The 15,915-nt window shown below is 74.2% G+C and carries 14 protein-coding genes; 9 read left to right on the top strand and 5 right to left on the bottom strand.

Features of this window, described 5'->3' with window-relative positions; all coding sequences use genetic code 11:
* Positions 1–60: 60 nt before the first annotated feature.
* Positions 61–942 (bottom strand): hypothetical protein, encoded by an 882-nt coding sequence (locus tag IE244_RS22815; protein ID WP_191875414.1) that lies wholly within the window; start codon positions 940–942, stop codon positions 61–63.
* A gap of 328 nt (positions 943–1,270) precedes the next feature.
* On the opposite strand from IE244_RS22815, the gene IE244_RS22810 reads away from it, so the two are divergent.
* A complete protein-coding gene (locus IE244_RS22810; RefSeq protein ID WP_191875413.1) occupies positions 1,271–3,349 on the top strand; it encodes a SpoIIE family protein phosphatase in 2,079 nt (692 codons plus the stop codon).
* A 22-nt stretch (positions 3,350–3,371) separates the two neighbouring features.
* On the opposite strand, the gene IE244_RS22805 is transcribed toward IE244_RS22810, so the two are convergent.
* Positions 3,372–4,151: a putative protein N(5)-glutamine methyltransferase gene (locus IE244_RS22805; protein WP_191875412.1), complete on the bottom strand. Its 780-nt coding sequence runs from the start codon at positions 4,149–4,151 to the stop codon at positions 3,372–3,374.
* A 313-nt stretch (positions 4,152–4,464) separates the two neighbouring features.
* Between IE244_RS22805 and IE244_RS22800 the strand changes: the two genes are divergently transcribed.
* From IE244_RS22800 to IE244_RS22790, 3 genes are read left to right on the top strand one after another with little or no spacing between them, the layout of a single operon-like run.
* The gene (locus IE244_RS22800) at positions 4,465–6,087 is read left to right on the top strand and encodes a hypothetical protein (protein ID WP_191875411.1); all 1,623 of its coding nucleotides are present in this window, start codon (positions 4,465–4,467) and stop codon (positions 6,085–6,087) included.
* A 43-nt stretch (positions 6,088–6,130) separates the two neighbouring features.
* Positions 6,131–7,384, top strand: a complete 1,254-nt coding sequence (locus tag IE244_RS22795) for an AAA family ATPase (RefSeq protein WP_191875410.1) — start codon at positions 6,131–6,133, stop codon at positions 7,382–7,384.
* Positions 7,381–8,622, top strand: a complete 1,242-nt coding sequence (locus IE244_RS22790) for a vWA domain-containing protein (RefSeq protein ID WP_191875409.1) — start codon at positions 7,381–7,383, stop codon at positions 8,620–8,622. Before IE244_RS22795 ends, IE244_RS22790 begins: the two co-directional genes overlap by 4 nt.
* Positions 8,623–8,918: 296 nt before the next feature.
* Here the strand turns inward: IE244_RS22790 and IE244_RS22785 are convergent, their stop codons facing one another.
* Complete coding sequence (locus tag IE244_RS22785) at positions 8,919–10,031, bottom strand: ABC-2 transporter permease (protein WP_191875408.1); 1,113 nt, start codon at positions 10,029–10,031, stop codon at positions 8,919–8,921.
* 126 nt (positions 10,032–10,157) lie between these two features.
* Between IE244_RS22785 and IE244_RS22780 the strand changes: the two genes are divergently transcribed.
* Positions 10,158–10,556, top strand: a complete 399-nt coding sequence (locus IE244_RS22780) for a MarR family winged helix-turn-helix transcriptional regulator (RefSeq protein WP_229854299.1) — start codon at positions 10,158–10,160, stop codon at positions 10,554–10,556.
* Between the two features lie 22 nt (positions 10,557–10,578).
* Here the strand turns inward: IE244_RS22780 and IE244_RS22775 are convergent, their stop codons facing one another.
* Together IE244_RS22775 and IE244_RS22770 are read right to left on the bottom strand one after the other, a co-directional pair.
* Positions 10,579–11,340 carry a GNAT family N-acetyltransferase gene (locus tag IE244_RS22775; RefSeq protein WP_191875406.1) on the bottom strand — a complete coding sequence of 254 codons (762 nt, stop codon included), beginning with the start codon at positions 11,338–11,340 and terminating at the stop codon, positions 10,579–10,581.
* Complete coding sequence (locus IE244_RS22770) at positions 11,337–12,260, bottom strand: NADP-dependent oxidoreductase (RefSeq protein ID WP_191875405.1); 924 nt, start codon at positions 12,258–12,260, stop codon at positions 11,337–11,339. The genes IE244_RS22775 and IE244_RS22770 overlap by 4 nt, the downstream gene beginning before the upstream one ends.
* A gap of 169 nt (positions 12,261–12,429) precedes the next feature.
* Here IE244_RS22770 and IE244_RS22765 point away from each other — a divergent pair, with 169 nt between their 5' ends.
* The 4 genes from IE244_RS22765 to IE244_RS22750 all read left to right on the top strand — a co-directional run bounded on the left by IE244_RS22765 (position 12,430) and on the right by IE244_RS22750 (position 15,701).
* Positions 12,430–13,035, top strand: coding sequence for a sulfite oxidase-like oxidoreductase (locus IE244_RS22765; protein WP_191875404.1), 606 nt, complete (start codon positions 12,430–12,432; stop codon positions 13,033–13,035).
* Between the two features lie 91 nt (positions 13,036–13,126).
* Complete coding sequence (locus tag IE244_RS22760) at positions 13,127–13,834, top strand: ferredoxin reductase (RefSeq protein ID WP_191875574.1); 708 nt, start codon at positions 13,127–13,129, stop codon at positions 13,832–13,834.
* A gap of 214 nt (positions 13,835–14,048) precedes the next feature.
* A complete protein-coding gene (locus IE244_RS22755) occupies positions 14,049–14,633 on the top strand; it encodes an Rv1733c family protein (protein ID WP_191875403.1) in 585 nt (194 codons plus the stop codon).
* 99 nt (positions 14,634–14,732) lie between these two features.
* Positions 14,733–15,701, top strand: coding sequence for an acetylxylan esterase (locus IE244_RS22750; protein WP_191875402.1), 969 nt, complete (start codon positions 14,733–14,735; stop codon positions 15,699–15,701).
* Positions 15,702–15,915 lie beyond the last annotated feature (214 nt).

The raw sequence follows: 15,915 nt of genomic DNA, 5'->3' as shown, positions 1-15,915 counted from the left end.
CGAACCGCGTCCACCCCTCAGGAAAGCACCACCGGCCGGTCCGCACACCCTCAGCGGGGCTCAGCCGCGCGTGAACTTGTAGGTCTTGCTGTCGGTCAGGACGCAGAAGCCGGGAGACATCACGATCACGCGCAGGATGCCGGTGCGCCGGTCGTAGTCGACGCCCTCCGCCTCGAACGTGCCGGAGCAGGAGCTGCGCAGCGGCAGCTGGCGCAGGGCGGTGACATGGCCGGTGACGTCCCCGGAGCCGTTCGGCGCGGCCGACAGGTCGATCTGGAGCAGCGGCTTGGTGATGCCGAAGAGACTGCCGTCCGGGTCGTCGGAGGAGCACAACAGGGTGGTGGGGCCGGAGAAGTCGCAGCCCTGGACGTCACGGACGGCGTGGTCCAGGCGGACCGTGGAGGCCTGTGGGAGGTTCGCGGAGGGCGAGGTGGACGGGTTGACGCCGGGGGCCGGGAAGACCAGCAGGCGGTTCATCGTGCCCCACTCGCCCGAGAGCATCCACTGGCCGTCGGGCGAGATCGCGTCCCACGAGTTGTTCAGGGCCTCACCGGGGCTGAGCGTGTGGACGTACTCCGACCAGGTGCCGTCGGGCGCCTGCACCCGGTACATCTTCGAATTGCCGGAGTCCTGCTGATAGGGCTCGATGTAGTAGCCGTTGTACGAGGCGTCAGGGTCGCCGACATGGTTCCAGCCGCGACTGGAGACATCGAGGGGGATGGTGCCGATGCCGGTGTACCGGTTGGGGCTGTTCGCCGGGACCTCGACCGAGGTCAGCCCCTGGCTCTCGGTGAGGGGGCGGGCCCGGTCGGAACCGGTCTCCGTCCAGGTGTCGGCCGCGGCGGCGGACCCGGGTGCGGCGAGCGACACGACGGCGGCGGTGGCGAGGGTGACGAGTCCGGCGAGAGCTGCGTGACAACGTTGCCGGGCGGGCGCGGGCATGGCCGACTCCTCGGACGGGGGCGGGGACACAAGGGCGGGGGGCGAGCACACTCGATCGGCCGACAGTCTGGCGTGCCGCCGTGGTCATGTACAGGCCAATGAAGCAACATGAGCGTGAACTCTCCCGGCCGGCCGCCCCGGCGTGCACGATGTCCGGGAAAGGAGGCCCGCCCCGGCGTGGCGGCTTCGGCGGACGTGCACCGCCGCGGTGAGAGATGGTGGAGCTAGCCGGCGAACGCGCCGGGGAGTCGGGTGTGAGCGCGGTGGAACAAGGGGAGTCGGCACGGGGGACGACGTGCCGTGCCAACGGGCGAAGGCGGTGCATGGCATGAGTGCAGCCGAGGCTCCGGCGACGGAAGGCGGCGAGCCGGTACGCGGGCCGGTACGGCCCGGCGGTCTGCTCGACGTACTGGGCGTCGCCTCGGTGGTGCTGGACACCACCGGGCGGATCGTGCTGTGGAGCCCGCAGGCGGAGGAGCTGTTCGGGTACAGCGCCCGTGAAGCCCTGGGCCAGTACGCCGCCCGGCTCATGGTCCACGAACGGCACCAGGAACTGGTCGGCAAGCTCTTCGCCGATGTGCTGCGCACCGGGGAGAGCTGGGCCGGCGGCTTCCCGATCCGGCACAAGGACGGCAGCACCCGCCTGGTGGAGTTCCGCAACATGCGGCTGCTCGACGCCCGCGGTGACGTGTACGCGCTCGGTCTGGCCGCCGACCAGTCGACGGTACGGCGGCTGGAGCAGGAGGTGGCGCTGTCCGAGCGGATGGTGAAGCAGTCACCGGTCGGCTACGCGGTCCTCGACACAGAGCTGCGGTTCGTCTCGGTCAACCCGGCCCTGGAGAAGATCAACGGGGTCCCGGCCGCCGAGCACGTGGGGCGGACACTGCGCGAAGTGCTCCCCATGCTGAACTCCGAGCCGGTGGAGACCGACGCCCGGCGGGTGCTGGCCACCGGCCTGCCCGTCATCGACAACACGCTGATCGGCCGCACTCCCGCCGACCCGGACGAGGACCACGCCTGGGCCCACTCGCTGTACCGGCTCGAGGACACCATGGGCAACGTGCTCGGGGTCGTGGTCTCCGTGGTCGACATCACCGCGCAGTACCGGGCCTCGCAGGAGGCGGAGGCCGCCCGCCGCCGGCTCGCCATCATCGCCGACGCGTCCGCCCGGATCGGCACCACCCTGGAACTGGAACGCACCGCCTGCGAGCTGGCCGACGTCGCCGTACCGGAACTCGCCGACGTGGCCGCGGTGGACCTGCTCGAAGCGGTGGTGGAGGGCCGGCGCAGCACGCTGGGCCCGTCGGAGCCGGCGGTGATCCGGGCTCTCGCGGTGCGGCCGGAGGGGGGCTCGGAGGCGGTGCTGGCGGCCGACCCGCCCGGCCAGATCGCCCGGTACGCCCCGGACCGCCTGGTCACCGAGTGTGTGCGCTCGGGCGAGGCGGTGCTGGTGCCGTACGTGAAGGACGAGGACCTGCCACGCATCGCCCGCTCCGCCGAGGCGGCCGAACTGCTGGCCCGGGCGGGACTGCACTCGTACCTCGCGGTGCCGCTGATCGCCCGGGGCGAGGTGCTCGGCGCCCTGGACCTCAAACGCATCGCCAATCCGGCGCCGTTCGACGAGGACGACGTGCTGCTCGCCCGGGAGCTGGCCGCCCGGGCGGCCGTGCAGATCGACAACGCGCGCTGGTACCAGAACGCCCGCAACACCGCGCTCACCCTGCAGCGGAGCCTGCTGCCCGGCCATCCGCCGCTCATGACCGGTCTGGAGGTGGCTTCCCGCTACCAGCCCGCCGGGGCCACCGTCGAGGTCGGCGGCGACTGGTTCGACGTCATCCCGCTGGAGGGCGGAAAGACGGCGCTCGTGGTGGGTGATGTGATGGGCAGTGGGATCAGCGCCGCCGCGACCATGGGCCGGCTGCGCACGGCGACCACCACGCTGGCCGCCCTCGACCTCGACCCCGCACTGCTGCTGGAGCACCTGGACAAGACGACGTCCGCCCTGGACCACTCCATCGCGACCTGCGTGTACGCCGTCCACGATCCGCATCTGCGGCAGTGCCGGATCGCCAACGCCGGGCACCTGCCGCCGGTCCGGGTCCGCCCGGGCCGGCCGCCGGAACTGCTCGAACTGCCCACCGGGGTCCCGCTGGGCGTGGGCGGCGTCGGCTTCTCCACGGTCACCGTCGACTTCGAGCCCGGCGACGAGCTGGTGTTCTACACCGACGGACTGGTGGAGACCCGCCACCACCCCCTGGACGAACGCCTGGACTTCCTGCTGTCCCTGCTCGACGACCCCGCCCGTCCGCTGGAGGAGACCTGCGACTTCCTCCTGCGCACCCTGCATCACCCCGACAACCACGACGACGTCGCGCTGCTGATCGCCCGGGCTCAGCAACTGCCGTGACAGGGGCGTGGGATGACGGAGGCTACGGCCGTACGCCGATCACCACGTGCGCGGACAGCTCCTCCGACACCGCCAGCCGGGTCGTCAGACCCGCCCCGCTGAAAGCCCGTACGGCTGCCGGTGCCTGGTGTGCGCTGGTCTCGGCCAGCAGACACCCGTCCGGTGCGAGCCACTCGGGCGCCCCGGCGGCCACCCGGCGCAGCACGTCCAGGCCGTCCTCTCCGCCGTCCAGGGCGACCCGCGGCTCGTGGTCGCGGGCCTCCGCCGGCAGCAGGGGCAGTTCGGCGGTGGGGACGTAGGGAACGTTGGCGCTGAGGATGCCGACACGACCGCGCAGTGCGGTGGGCAGCGCGTCGTACAGGTCGCCGGTGTGGACCCGGCCCCCGAAGGCGGCGAGGTTGCGCCGGGCGCACCGTACGGCGGCGGGGTCGATGTCGGCGGCATGCACTTCGGCACCGTCGAGGGCGGCGGCGAGGGCCGCGCCGAGTGCGCCCGAGCCGCAGCACAGGTCCACGACCACGCTCGCGTACGGCGCCTGGGCCAGCGCCTGGTCGACCAGGAACTCGGTACGGCGACGGGGGACGAACACCCCCGGCTCCAGGGTGATGCGCAGCCCGCGGAACTCGGCCCAGCCGAGGACCTGTTCCAGGGGGAACCCGGCGACCCGCCGGTCCACCATCGAGGACAGTTCGTCCGCGGAGCGCGCGGTGGCGCGGATCAACTCCGCCTCGTCCTCGGCGAAGACACACCCGGCGGCACGCAGCGCGGAGACGACTGCGGTGAGAGAGCAGGAAGATGGCATGGAGGCGAAGGGCCTTTCGGAAGCGCGAGAACTGCAGGGCGCTCCCGCGGTCACCGCTGCCGGTGCACCGCGCCGTCCTGAGGAGAGAGCACCCCGGCTGACACAGCGGTGATGGGTCCCACCTCCTCGCCGATCGGGGCCGCGAACCGTCCGCGACCGGACGGCCACCATACCCCAACGCCCGCGACCGGGCCGCTGTGGCGGAACGATGGAAAACCGGGTGACGCGGCGCCGGGCACGCGGTTAGGCTCGCCGCGATGACGACTCAATCGACTCAGAGATTGGGGGTCCCGTCCGCGCAAGGTGAGCGCTGATGCTCCCTTCGACGTACGGGGACTCCCGGCTTTCGTTGTGGCTGCGCGTGCGCGAGTACGCCGTGCCACCATCCATGATCGAGACCGCGACCGGCCGCCGCGAGGCCGGTGACTGGGCCGGTGCCTGCGCCGCCGCCCGGATCGACGTGGACCTCGACCTGCGTTCCGTCGCCCGGACTCACGGCCGTCGGATGGCGGACCGGCTGCGCGCCGACCTCCGCCATCTCGCCCCGGATCTGCTGCGCTGGCACATGCCGAGGATCGCGCCCGACGGGCTGCTGCGTCCGGGCCTGACCCTCACCCTGGCGCGGTACGACCGGCCCGGCCGGGCCGGCCCACTCCACCTGGTGGCCCGTACCCCGCCGGCCTGGGCGGGCGCCGGCCAGCGGATCAGTATCTCGGTGTGGGACCCGGCGCGGCCGCCGGCCGGCGGTCATCCGCATCCGCACCCCAACCGGCGCTACCGACTCGACCTGCACCGCCATCTGTGGGACGCCCGCACGGCCGCCGACCTGCGCGAACGCGCAGGGGCCGACGGGGGCGTGCCCCCGCGGGCACGCGACCGCGCAGAGGCTGATGGGAGCGTGCCGCCGCAGGCCGGTCCGCTCGGGCTCGTACCGCCGGCCGACGGCTGTGCCGTGGGCCGGTGGGCGGCCGAGGCAGCCCTCCTGCTCACCGCCGAGGGCCGCTGCGTCGGCCCGTTCGCGGTACGGCTCGGCGGCCGACGCCGGCTGGCGCTGGAGCTGGAGCCGGTGGCGGATCCGGGCGGTGGCCGGGAGGCCACGAACCGCTCGACTCCCGCCGCACCGGGGGCCGGTGGCACCGTCCGACGGAATGCCCGCGGCGCTCCGGACAGTGGCCCCGAGCCGGCTGGCCGCCGGGTCCCGTGGGCCGACGGCCACAGCGGCCCTGATCCGGCCGTCGCGCATCCGCCTCATGGACACCCTTCGCCGGGTCCTGCCGGTGTCGCACTCGCGCTGCGGGTCCTGACGCAGCCGCCGCCGGGCGGGTTCTCCGCGCTGCCCGTGCTGCCCGACGCGGCGACCTGGGTGCTGCCCGACCTGGAGCTGCTCCGCGCCGGGCTGCTCGCACCGGGGCAGCTGCACCCGCTGGTCGCCGCCGCGCTGACGCCCGGATGGGAGCGGGTCGACCCGGTGCCCGTCGGCGACCCGGCCGCGGGAGCACGGCTCGTGCCATGCCGGGGAGCCACGCACCGCATCGGTCTGGTCGACGGTGTCCTGGCCCCGTTGGACCACGATCCGGCCGAGATCCGGCGCGAGGAACTGCTGGCCGCACTCGGCGGCCCACCGCTGCCCTGCCTGCGGGCCGTCGACGAGGCGCACCGGCGTCCGGACTGCCTGGCCGGGGTCCGGGAACGGCTGGACCACGGTGACACCGCCGGCGCCCTGGCCGTGGTCGAGGCTCTGCTGGGCCCCGGCGCCGTGCTGCGCGACGGTCCGCTGCGGGACGCACTGGCGGTGGCCGCCGAGCGGCGCGTCGCCCACGGGCTGTACCGGGCGGGTCTGACCGGCTCCGGCCGCACCTCCGCCGCCCCGGTTCGCCGCCCCGCCCGAGGCCGGCGCCTCACCCGGCGCCAGGCCGACACCGTCACCTTCTACTGAACTCCCTTCCTCTCTCCCCTACTTCACACCCAGGTGATCCTTCATGACCTCATACGCCTCCGCCACCCTGTCCGCAGAGCAACCGGACACCGCCCAACTGGCCGTGGCAGACGACCTGTTGACCCTGCTCCGGGACACCACCACCGAACCCCGCACGGACATCCAGCTGGAAGCGCTGACCCTGGCCGTGGCCGCCGACCTCCCGGTGCTGCTGTGGGGTGAACCCGGCATCGGCAAGACAGCGGCCCTGAACCAGCTCGCCACGGCCCTGAACCTGCCCCTGACCACGGTGATCGCGAGTGTCCACGAGCCGTCCGACTTCTCCGGGCTGCCCGTCGTGGGGGACGATCCCGCGGTCCAGGGCGTGCCGATGGCCCCGCCGGACTGGGCGGTACGGCTGGTGCGGGCCGGACGGGGACTGCTGTTCCTGGACGAGCTGTCCACCGCTCCCCCGGCGGTGCAGGCGGCCCTGCTGCGGCTCGTGCTGGAGCGGCGGATCGGTGCCCTGCGGCTGCCGCCCGGGGTGCGGATCGTGGCCGCCGCCAACCCGCGCTCCTCGGCGGCCGACGGCTGGGAACTGAGCCCGCCGCTGGCCAACCGGTTCGTGCACCTGCAGTGGACCCACGACCACGACGTCGTCGTACGAGGCCTGGGCGGGACCTGGCCGCGGGCGGCCCTGCCCCGGCTCGACCCCGAGCGGCTGCGCGAGGCCGTGGCCTTCGCGCGGCGCGCGGTGTGCGCGTTCCTCGTCGCACGGCCCGGACTCGTCCACCGGCTGCCGGAGGGTGACAGCCGCCGGGGCGGTGCGTGGCCGTCGCCCCGGAGCTGGGAGGCGACCCTGCGCCTGCTGGCCTTCGCGACCGCCGCCGGATCGCCGCGGGACGTGCTGTCGCTGCTGGTCCGGGGCACCGTGGGGGACGGTCCGGGACTGGAGCTGCTGGCGAGCCTGGACCGGATGGACCTGCCCGATCCCGAGACGCTGCTCGCCGACCCGGCGGGCGCCGAACTGCCCGAGCGCGGGGATCTGCGGCAGGCCGTGCTGGACGGCGTGGTGGACGCGGTGCGCAAACGGCCGGAGCGGGCCCGCTGGGACGCCGCCTGGGCGTTGCTGGTGCGGGCGATGGAGACCGGGGCTCCGGACGTGGTGGTCGTACCGGCGACCACACTGGCCTCGCTGCGCCGGGACGACTGGGACGTGCCGGCGGCCGTCGAGCGGCTCGCCGGGGCGGTGTCGCTGTCCCGGCGGGCCGACGAGGCCGCCCGCCACGCGGCGCGGACCGCCGGGGCTCGCCGATGACGGCCGGCACACCCGGCCGGCTGGATCTCGGCAAGCTCTTCGCCGCGCGGCTGCACGCGGCCCGCGCCCGCCCGTACCTGGCCACCGCCCTGTTCGCGCTGCGGCCGGTGGAGTCACGGGAGGTGCCGACCATGGGGGTCGACCGGTACTGGCGGTGCTATGTCTCACCGGTGTTCGTGGACCGCACGCCGGTGGCGGAACTGGCCGCGGTGTGGGTGCACGAGGTGGCGCACCTGCTGCGCGACCATCACGGGCGCAGCGAGCGGTACGCCCGCGAGCACGGACTGTCCGGTCCCGCGGAGCGGCTGCGGATGAACATCGCCGCGGACTGCGAGATCAACGACGATGTGTACGGCGACGGTCTGGTGCGGCCCGAGGACGCCGTGACACCTCAGCGGGTAGGGCTGCCTTCGGGCTGGTTGATGGAGGACTACCTGCCCGGGTTCCGGCTCGGGCCCCGACTGGAACGGCTGGCCTGGCTGGACTGCGGCAGCGGCGCCGACGGGCAGGACCGGGCGTGGGAGCTGGGGCCGGACGGCGCGCACGGGCTGAGCGAACAGGAGCGGGACGCGGTCCGGTTCCGGGTGGCGCGGGGCATCAAGGGGGATCCCGGCACCGCGCCGCGGGGCTGGCGGCGGTGGGCGGAGGAGGTGTTCCATCCACCGCAGCCGTGGCGTCAGTTGCTGGGCTCGGCACTGCGCTCGGCGGTTTCCGGACCGGGAGCGGGCGAGGACTACCACTACGGCCGGCCGGCGCGGCGTTCGGCCGGGCTCCCCCGGATCGTCCTGCCGAGTCTGCGGCGCAGGCCGCCACGGGTGTGCGTGGTCGTCGACACCTCGGGGTCGGTCAGCGACGCCGAACTGGGCAGCGCGCTGCTGGAGGTGGCCGCGATCTGCCGGGCCGTGGGCGGTCGGCGGGACCTGGTCTCCGTGCTGTCCTGCGATGCCGCGGCCCAGACCGTGCAGCCGCTGTGCCGGACGGAGGGCATCGAGCTGGTGGGCGGCGGCGGGACGGATCTGCGCACCGGGTTCGCGCGGGCCCTGCGGACGCGTCCCGACGTGGTGGTCGTCCTCACCGACGGGCAGACGCCATGGCCGGCGGCGCGGCCGTCCTGCCGGACGGTGGTGGGCCTGTTCCCCCGCACCGGCGGCTCGTACGACGAGGACGACCCGGACTACCGGCCGGACATGCCACCGGCCTGGGCCCGGGTGGTGACGATCGGGTCGGCGCGCCCCTGAAGGGCGGTGGCCCCGGAGCAACCGGCAAGACTCGCGAGGGACCACCGGCGCCAGACAGCCGACAGCACACGGAGCGCCGGTGGCTGCAGACGGCCGGCAGCGCACGGGGCGCCGGTGGCTCCAGACGGCCGGCAGCGCACGGGGCGCCGGTGGCGACACGGCAACCGGCCGCGGCCCGAAAGGCCGGCGGCGGGGTGGGGCCGGCGAGGGAGGGACGGCAGGCGCCCTGGAAAACCGGCAGGGAGCCCCGCCCGGTGCTGGGCGGTGTGCTCCCTGTCTCCCCGGTCGGCACCGGGTCAGACGCCGACCGTCTCCTCGACCTCTTCCTCGGCCTCCTCCTCGGCCGCCCGCTCCGCCGGCCGCGTGGCCGCCGCCGGGGCGGGCACCGTCACGGCCCCGACCTCGGTCACGGCCTCGGTCGCCGGGGCGGTGTGGCCGGCGGCGTGCCGGGCCTTGCGGGGTCGCTCGTACAGGGCCGCGATCCCGGTCACCACCAGGCCCGCCAGCAGCCAGGCCACGAGGGTCCACACACTGCGGGACAGACCGTCGTCGCCGAAGTACAGCAGGCTGCGCGCGCCTTCGACGAAGCCGGCGCCGTTCCAGAAGGCGTGCAGGGTGCCGAAGAAGCCGTTCTGCAGTTCAGGCCGGAACAACCCGCCGGAGCTGGTGAAGTTGAGCATCACGAACAGCACCATCATCGTGAGCGTGGTCCACCGCTTCAGGAAGGTGTGCAGGCCGAGGCCGACGAAGAGGATGCCGGCGGAGTACAGCCAGGCCATGCCCCACGCGCCCGCGAGGTCGTGGTGCGCGAGGTGGAACACCGGTCCGGCGAGCAGCGCGCCGATCCCGCTGACCGCGGCGGAGACCCCGAGCGTGAGCACCGCCCGCGCCCGCATCGCCAGGGCCGCGCCCGCGGCACCGAGGGCGGCGACGGAGGCGTAGGAGCCGATGCTGAGGGCGATCAGCAGGAAGAACAGGCCCTGGCCGGTGGGGTCGTCGGCGACGGGCTCGGCCACGTCGGTGACCTTCAGCGGCATGCCCTCCTTGGCGGCGACCGGGGTGAAGACCTTCTCGACGGCCGTCGCGCCCATGTCGGAGGCGGCGCTCGCCACGAGCAGCTCGGGCGCCTTGGGGCTCGGCACATAGGCGCCGGTCACCGTGCGGGACTTCAGCAGGCCGACGGCGTCGGCGCGGGTGGCGACCGTGCGGACGTCGAGCTTGTCCCCGGCGGTGTCCTTGACCGTCTGGGCGAAGACCTTGGCCTGCGGGGCGGTGCCGACGACGGCGACGGGCAGGTGGTGCGGCTCGGGGGTGACGAAGGCCCCCATGTATGCCAGCCCCATGCCTATGCACATCAGCAGCGGGGTGATCAGGTGCGTCAGCACATGGCGCAGCGCCGGTGACCTCATCGCGGCGACCTCCCAAATGGTTGGCTTATACAACTCTCGGATCAAGTTGTACTATACAACTAGAACGCCGGAGGAGGTATTCCCGTGAGCGCAGCGGAGTCGGCCGTCGAGACGATCCAGCGCGAGATGACCATCTTCGCCCGCCGGGCGCGTGCCTCGGCGGGCCGTATGCACCCCGAGCTGTCCCTGGTGTCGTACACCCTGCTCGGCCATCTGGAGGAGCAGAGCGGCTGCCGGGCGACCGACCTGGCGGCGCACTACGCGCTGGACAAGTCCACGGTCAGCCGCCAGGTGGCCGCGCTGGAGCAGGCGGGGCTGATCGAACGCCGCCTGGACCCGGAGGACCACCGGGTCCAGGTGCTGCATCTGACGGAGGCCGGCCGGGAGATCCTCGCCCAGGTCACCCGCAGCCGCCGGGCCGCGTTCCGCGAACGGCTCGCCGACTGGCCGGCGGAGGACCTGGTGCGCTTCGCGGCCTATCTGGAGCGGTACAACGCGGACCCGGGCGCCAAGGGGTCCGGCTGAGCCCCGTCCTGTCCAACGGCGCTCAGGCCACCGGTACCGCGGTCCGCCCGTCCACCGGCCGCTGCGGGGCGCGGGCCGCGAGGAACGCCGTACGACGGCGCAGCCGGAAGCCCAGGGACTCGTACAGCCGGATCGCGCCCGCGTTCCCGGCGCTCGTGTGCAGGAACGGCGTCTCGCCGCGCTCCCGGATGCCGTGCGCGACCGCGAGGATCAGCCGGGTGGCGAGGCCCTCGCCGCGGACGGCGGGATCGGTGCAGACCGCGCTGATCTCGGTCCAGCCCGGCGGGTGCAGCCGCTCCCCCGCCATGGCGACGAGTGCGCCGCCCCGGCGGATGCCGAGGTAGGTGCCGAGTTCGACGGTGCGCGGCAGGAACGGTCCGGGGCGGGTACGGGCCACGAGGTCGAGCATCTCCGGCACGTCCGCCGGGCCGAGGCGGACCGCCTCCGCGTCCGGCGCGGCGGCCAGGCCGTCGTCCACGAACTGCACGCCGTCGATCCGGAAGGTGGTCTCCCAGCCGTCCGGCAGTTCGCCGCGGTAGCCCGGCAGCGGGATCTCCGCGCCGGGGCCGGCGAGCGCGGCCAGGTCGGCCCAGTCCCGCGCGTCCGGCGTATCGGGCAGCGCCAGCCACGGGGAGACATCGACCGGGTAGCGCAGCACCCGGCCCCGCCGCTCGGCGAAGCGGGCGTGCGGGCCGGTGAGCGAGGCCAGGGCCGGGTTGTCGAGGACGTGCGGGGCCTCGGCGGCGCTCCGGTCGCCGACGCCCGCGCCGGCGGTGACGCTCACGCGGCCACCTCGATCACGATCTTGCCGAGGGCGTGCCCTTCCTCGACGGCCCGCAGGGCCGCACCGGCCTCCTCAAGCGGGAGGACGCGGGTGACGTGCGGCTCCAGGTCACCGCGTACGACGAGCCCGGCGACCGCGTCCAGCACGGCCGCGGTGCGGGCCCGCTCGATCCGGGCGCCCCCCAGGGCGGTGACGGCGTCGAGCGGTGCGGCGGCGCTGACCAGCCTGCTCCGGTCCTTCAGCAGTTCGGCGGCCTCGGCGAGCGCCTGGCCCCCCACCAGGTCGTACACCGCGTCGATCCCGTCGGGCGCGGCGGCCCGCACCCGCTCGGCCAGGCCGGGCCCGGATGACACGTGCACGGCGCCCAGCGCCTGCACGACGTCCTTCTTGCCCTCGCTCGCCACGCCCACGACCCGCAGTCCCACGGCGCGGGCGATCTGCACGGTGGCACTGCCGACCCCGCCGCCCGCGCCCGTCACCAGCAGGGTGGCCCCGCGGGGCAGGGCGAGCTGGCGGACGCCGTCGTAGGCGGTGGCCGCGGCGACCGGGAGGGTGGCGGCGTCAGGGAAGGACAGCGCGGCCGGCTTGTGGGCGGCCACGCCGGCGGTCAGCAGGGCGTACTCCGCGTAGGCACCGCCGACGGTGCTGCCGAACACCTCGTCACCGACGGCGAAGCCGGTGACTCCCGCGCCGAGCTCCGCCACGACACCGGCGGCCTCACTGCCGAGGACCGCGGGAAAGACGCGCTCGGGGTCGCCGGGACGGCGGAAGCCCTCGCGCAGCTTCCAGTCGACGGGGTTGACTCCCGCCGCACGGACCGCGATCAGGATCTGGCCGGGACCGGGGCGCGGCCGGTCCAGGTCGGTCAACGCCTCGGTCTCCGGTCCGCCGTCCCGCGTGTGCACATACGCCTTGGGCATGCTCTTCCTCGCTTCGCTCGCGCTGTCACCGGTGAACCGGTGCCGGCACCGAGCCCAAGGCGGAAGCGTCGCGGGGCTATTCCCCCCGCCCGGAAGAGTTCATACGGGCGCAATGATCCACGCGATGACCAGGGCCGGAGCACCCGGAACGACAGCGTACGGTTGAAGGATGAACGTTACGCGAGGCTTCACGGGCCGTCCGCGCGTCCACAACCCCGGGCTGCCGCCCGGACAGTACGACGCGGGTGCGGACTGGCCCGTCCTGTCCGCCGAGGTCACCCCCGACCTCGCGCCGGCCGACTGGTCCTTCCGCATCGACGGTCTGGTCGAGCGGCCGCACACCTGGGACTGGGACGCGGCACACGCGCTGCCGGCCTCGGCCTACGACGGCGGCATCCACTGTGTGACCGGCTGGTCGAAGTTCGGCGTGCGGTTCGGCGGTGTCTCGCTGGACGCGTTCTTCGCTGTGGTGCGGCCCCAAGTGTCCGCCACCCATGTGCTCGCCCGATCCCACACCGGCTACACCGCCAACCTGCCGCTCGCCGACCTCACCGGCGGCCGCGCCTGGATCGTCTGGGAGTACGACGGCACGCCGCTGCCGTCCGAACACGGCGGCCCGGCGCGGCTGCTGGTGCCCCACCGCTATTTCTGGAAGAGCGCCAAGTGGATCGCGGGCCTCACGCTTCTCGACCACGACGAGCCCGGGTTCTGGGAGCGCAACGGCTACCACGAGCGCGGCAATCCCTGGGAGGAGCAGCGGTACTCCGGTGACTGAGACGCCGACGACACACCCGAGCAGCCCGGCCGGGGCCTCCCCCGCCCCCGGCGCGGACGTTCCTGCGAGGCGGTTCGCGGTCCCCGGCCGCATCGCCGTGAGCGAGCAGGCGGCGGCGGTGTGGCAGACGGCCACACTGACGGAGATCCGGCGCGAGACGCCGCAGACGGCCACCTTCCGGCTGGCGGTACCGGACTGGGCGGGGCATCTGCCGGGCCAGCACCTGATGCTGCGGCTGACCGCGCCGGACGGTTATGTGGCCCAGCGCCACTACTCGATCGCCTCGGCGCCGGACGACTCCGGGCACATCGAGCTGACCTTGGACCATGTGCCGGACGGCGAGGTCTCCGGCTGGTTCCACACGGTCGCCCGCCCCGGGGACACGGTCGAGCTGCGCGGACCGCTGAGCGGATTCTTCGCCTGGCCCGGTGACCGGCCCGCGCTGCTGCTCGGGGCCGGCTCCGGGATCGTCCCGCTGATGTCGATGGTGCGGCACCACCGGCGGCGCGGCCTCACCGTGCCGCTGCGCATGCTGGCCTCCGCGCGCAGCCCCGAGGAGCTGATCTACGCCTCGGAGCTGGGCGCGGAGACGACACCCCTGTTCACCCGCAGCGCGCCCCACGGGGTACCGGTGGGACGTATGGCGGCCGCACATGTGGCACCGCTCCTGGCCCAGCAGCCTCCCGGTGGGTGGGAGGCCTATGTCTGCGGGTCCAACGGGTTTGCCGAGCACGCGTCCCGGCTGCTGGTCGCGGCGGGCCAGCCGGTGGACCGGATCCGCATCGAGCGCTTCGGCTGATCCGGGGCGCGCACCACGGTCGGTCGCGCGAACGCGGGGCGCACTGCGCGTTCCGTGCTCCAGACGGACTGGAACTCGCGGTTCGCGGTGTGAACGAGGTGCTCCGTACGGGGTACGAGACGGGTGTGGGTGCCCGTGTGCGTGAGCGGCGGGGGTGACGGACTCGGGGAGCGGTTCGCCGGCTCTCCGGCCCCGACGGAGCGAGGAGGTGGACATGCGTACCCGGGTGCATGGCTGGCGCTGGCGGCGCAATCCGCTGCGGCGCAGCTCGGATGTCGTGGAAGCGTGGACGGTGCTGATCGTGGCCGTCCTGCTGTTCGTCGTCGCGCCGCTCGTCGGCGCCGCCGCGGGCCTGCGCGCGCACGGTGAGGCCCGGACCCTCGCGGCCGCACAGCGGGCCGAGCGCCACCTGGTCCGCGCGCGGGTGATCGGCGACCCGCCCGAGCGGCCCTCCGCCGTGCAGGGCGACCGCGAACACCCCTACCGCGCCGAGGTCCGCTGGACCGAGCCCGGCAAGGGGGCCCGGACGGCGTGGGCCCGGGTGCCGGCCGGGACCCGGACCGGTGACACGGTGTCCGTGTGGTTCGACGCCCAGGGCCGCAATGTCGCACCGCCGGCGGGCGACGCGGCCGTGTGGCAGCACGCGGTGACCGTCGGGGTGTGCGCGGCGGGCGGTGCGGCTGCCGTCGTCCTCCTCGGGCACGCCGTCGAGCGCCGGATCGCGCTGCGCCACCGGCTGGCGGAGTGGGAACGGGAGTGGGCGCGGACCGGTCCGCGGTGGACCCAGCCACGGACGTGACGGCGATCCGGCCGCCGAGGGCGCAAAGGCTTACTGGTCAGCCCACGGCCCCGCACGTACGGTGAGCTGACGCTGACTCCCTCACAAAGGCGGTTGTCGATGGCGCTCTTCGACCTTCCCCTCGACGAACTCCGCACGCACCGCAGCGAGTCCACCGAGCCCGAGGACTTCGAGGCCTTCTGGGACAAGACGCTTGAGGAGGCGCGCGAGCACGAGCTGGACGCCCGCTTCGAGCCGGTGGACACCGGGTTGTCGACGGTCCGGGTGTACGACGTGACGTTCGCCGGGTTCGACGGACACCCGGTCAAGGGCTGGCTGCGGCTGCCGGCCGGCGCGACCGATCCCCTGCCGGTGGTCGTCGAGTTCATCGGCTACGGCGGCGGGCGCGGGCTGCCGCACGAGAACCTGCTCTGGGCGTCGACGGGCCGCGCGCACTTCGTGATGGACACGCGTGGTCAGGGCAGCGCGTGGGGAGCCGGGGGCGGCACCGCGGACCCGGTGGGCGCGGCACCGGCCTACCCCGGGTTCATGACGCGGGGCATCGACGCACCCGAGAACTACTACTACCGCCGGGTGTACACGGACGCCGTGCGCGCCGTCGAGGCGGCCCGCTCCCACCCGCTGACCGACGCGGCGCGCACCGTGGTGCTCGGCGCCAGTCAGGGCGGCGGCATCTCCCTGGCCGTCGGCGGCCTGGTCCCGGACCTGATCGCGGTCGCCCCGGACGTGCCGTTCCTGTGCGACTTCCCGCGTGCGACGGTACTGACGGACCGTCACCCGTACCGGGAGATCGGCCTGTTCCTCAAGACGCACCGTGGCCGCTCGGCCGAGGTGCGACGCACGCTGTCGTACTTCGACGGCGTGCACTTCGCGGCCCGGGGCCGGGCGCCGGCGCTGTTCTCGGCGGCACTGGAGGACCAGACCTGCCCGCCGTCGACGGTGTTCGCCGCGTTCAACGCCTGGGCGCACGAGGACAAGACGATCGAGGTCTACGACTTCAACGACCACGAGGGCGGCGGCCCCTTCCACGAGGCGGAGAAGGTGCGCTGGCTGCGCTCGTACACCTAGGCCGCGGGCGGCACCGGGCCCTTCCCACCGGTCCGACCCGTCGGTACGCTCTGGCCACCCGGGTCGCAGCGCCGCGACCCGGGTTTTCCCGCCCGTGCGGCGGCTCGCCGGGTGCGGCTTCGAGGGCGCGACCGGGATCGGGCCGGCTCCGTGGCCGATCGGCGCCCAGGCGCGTAGGGCCCGAACCCGCCGGCTTTCGGTCATGACGGGTGCG

This window comes from Streptomyces filipinensis (assembly GCF_014649495.1).
GTDB classification, from domain to species: Bacteria; Actinomycetota; Actinomycetes; order Streptomycetales; family Streptomycetaceae; genus Streptomyces; species Streptomyces filipinensis.
This window is presented reverse-complemented; position numbering and strand designations above follow the sequence as displayed.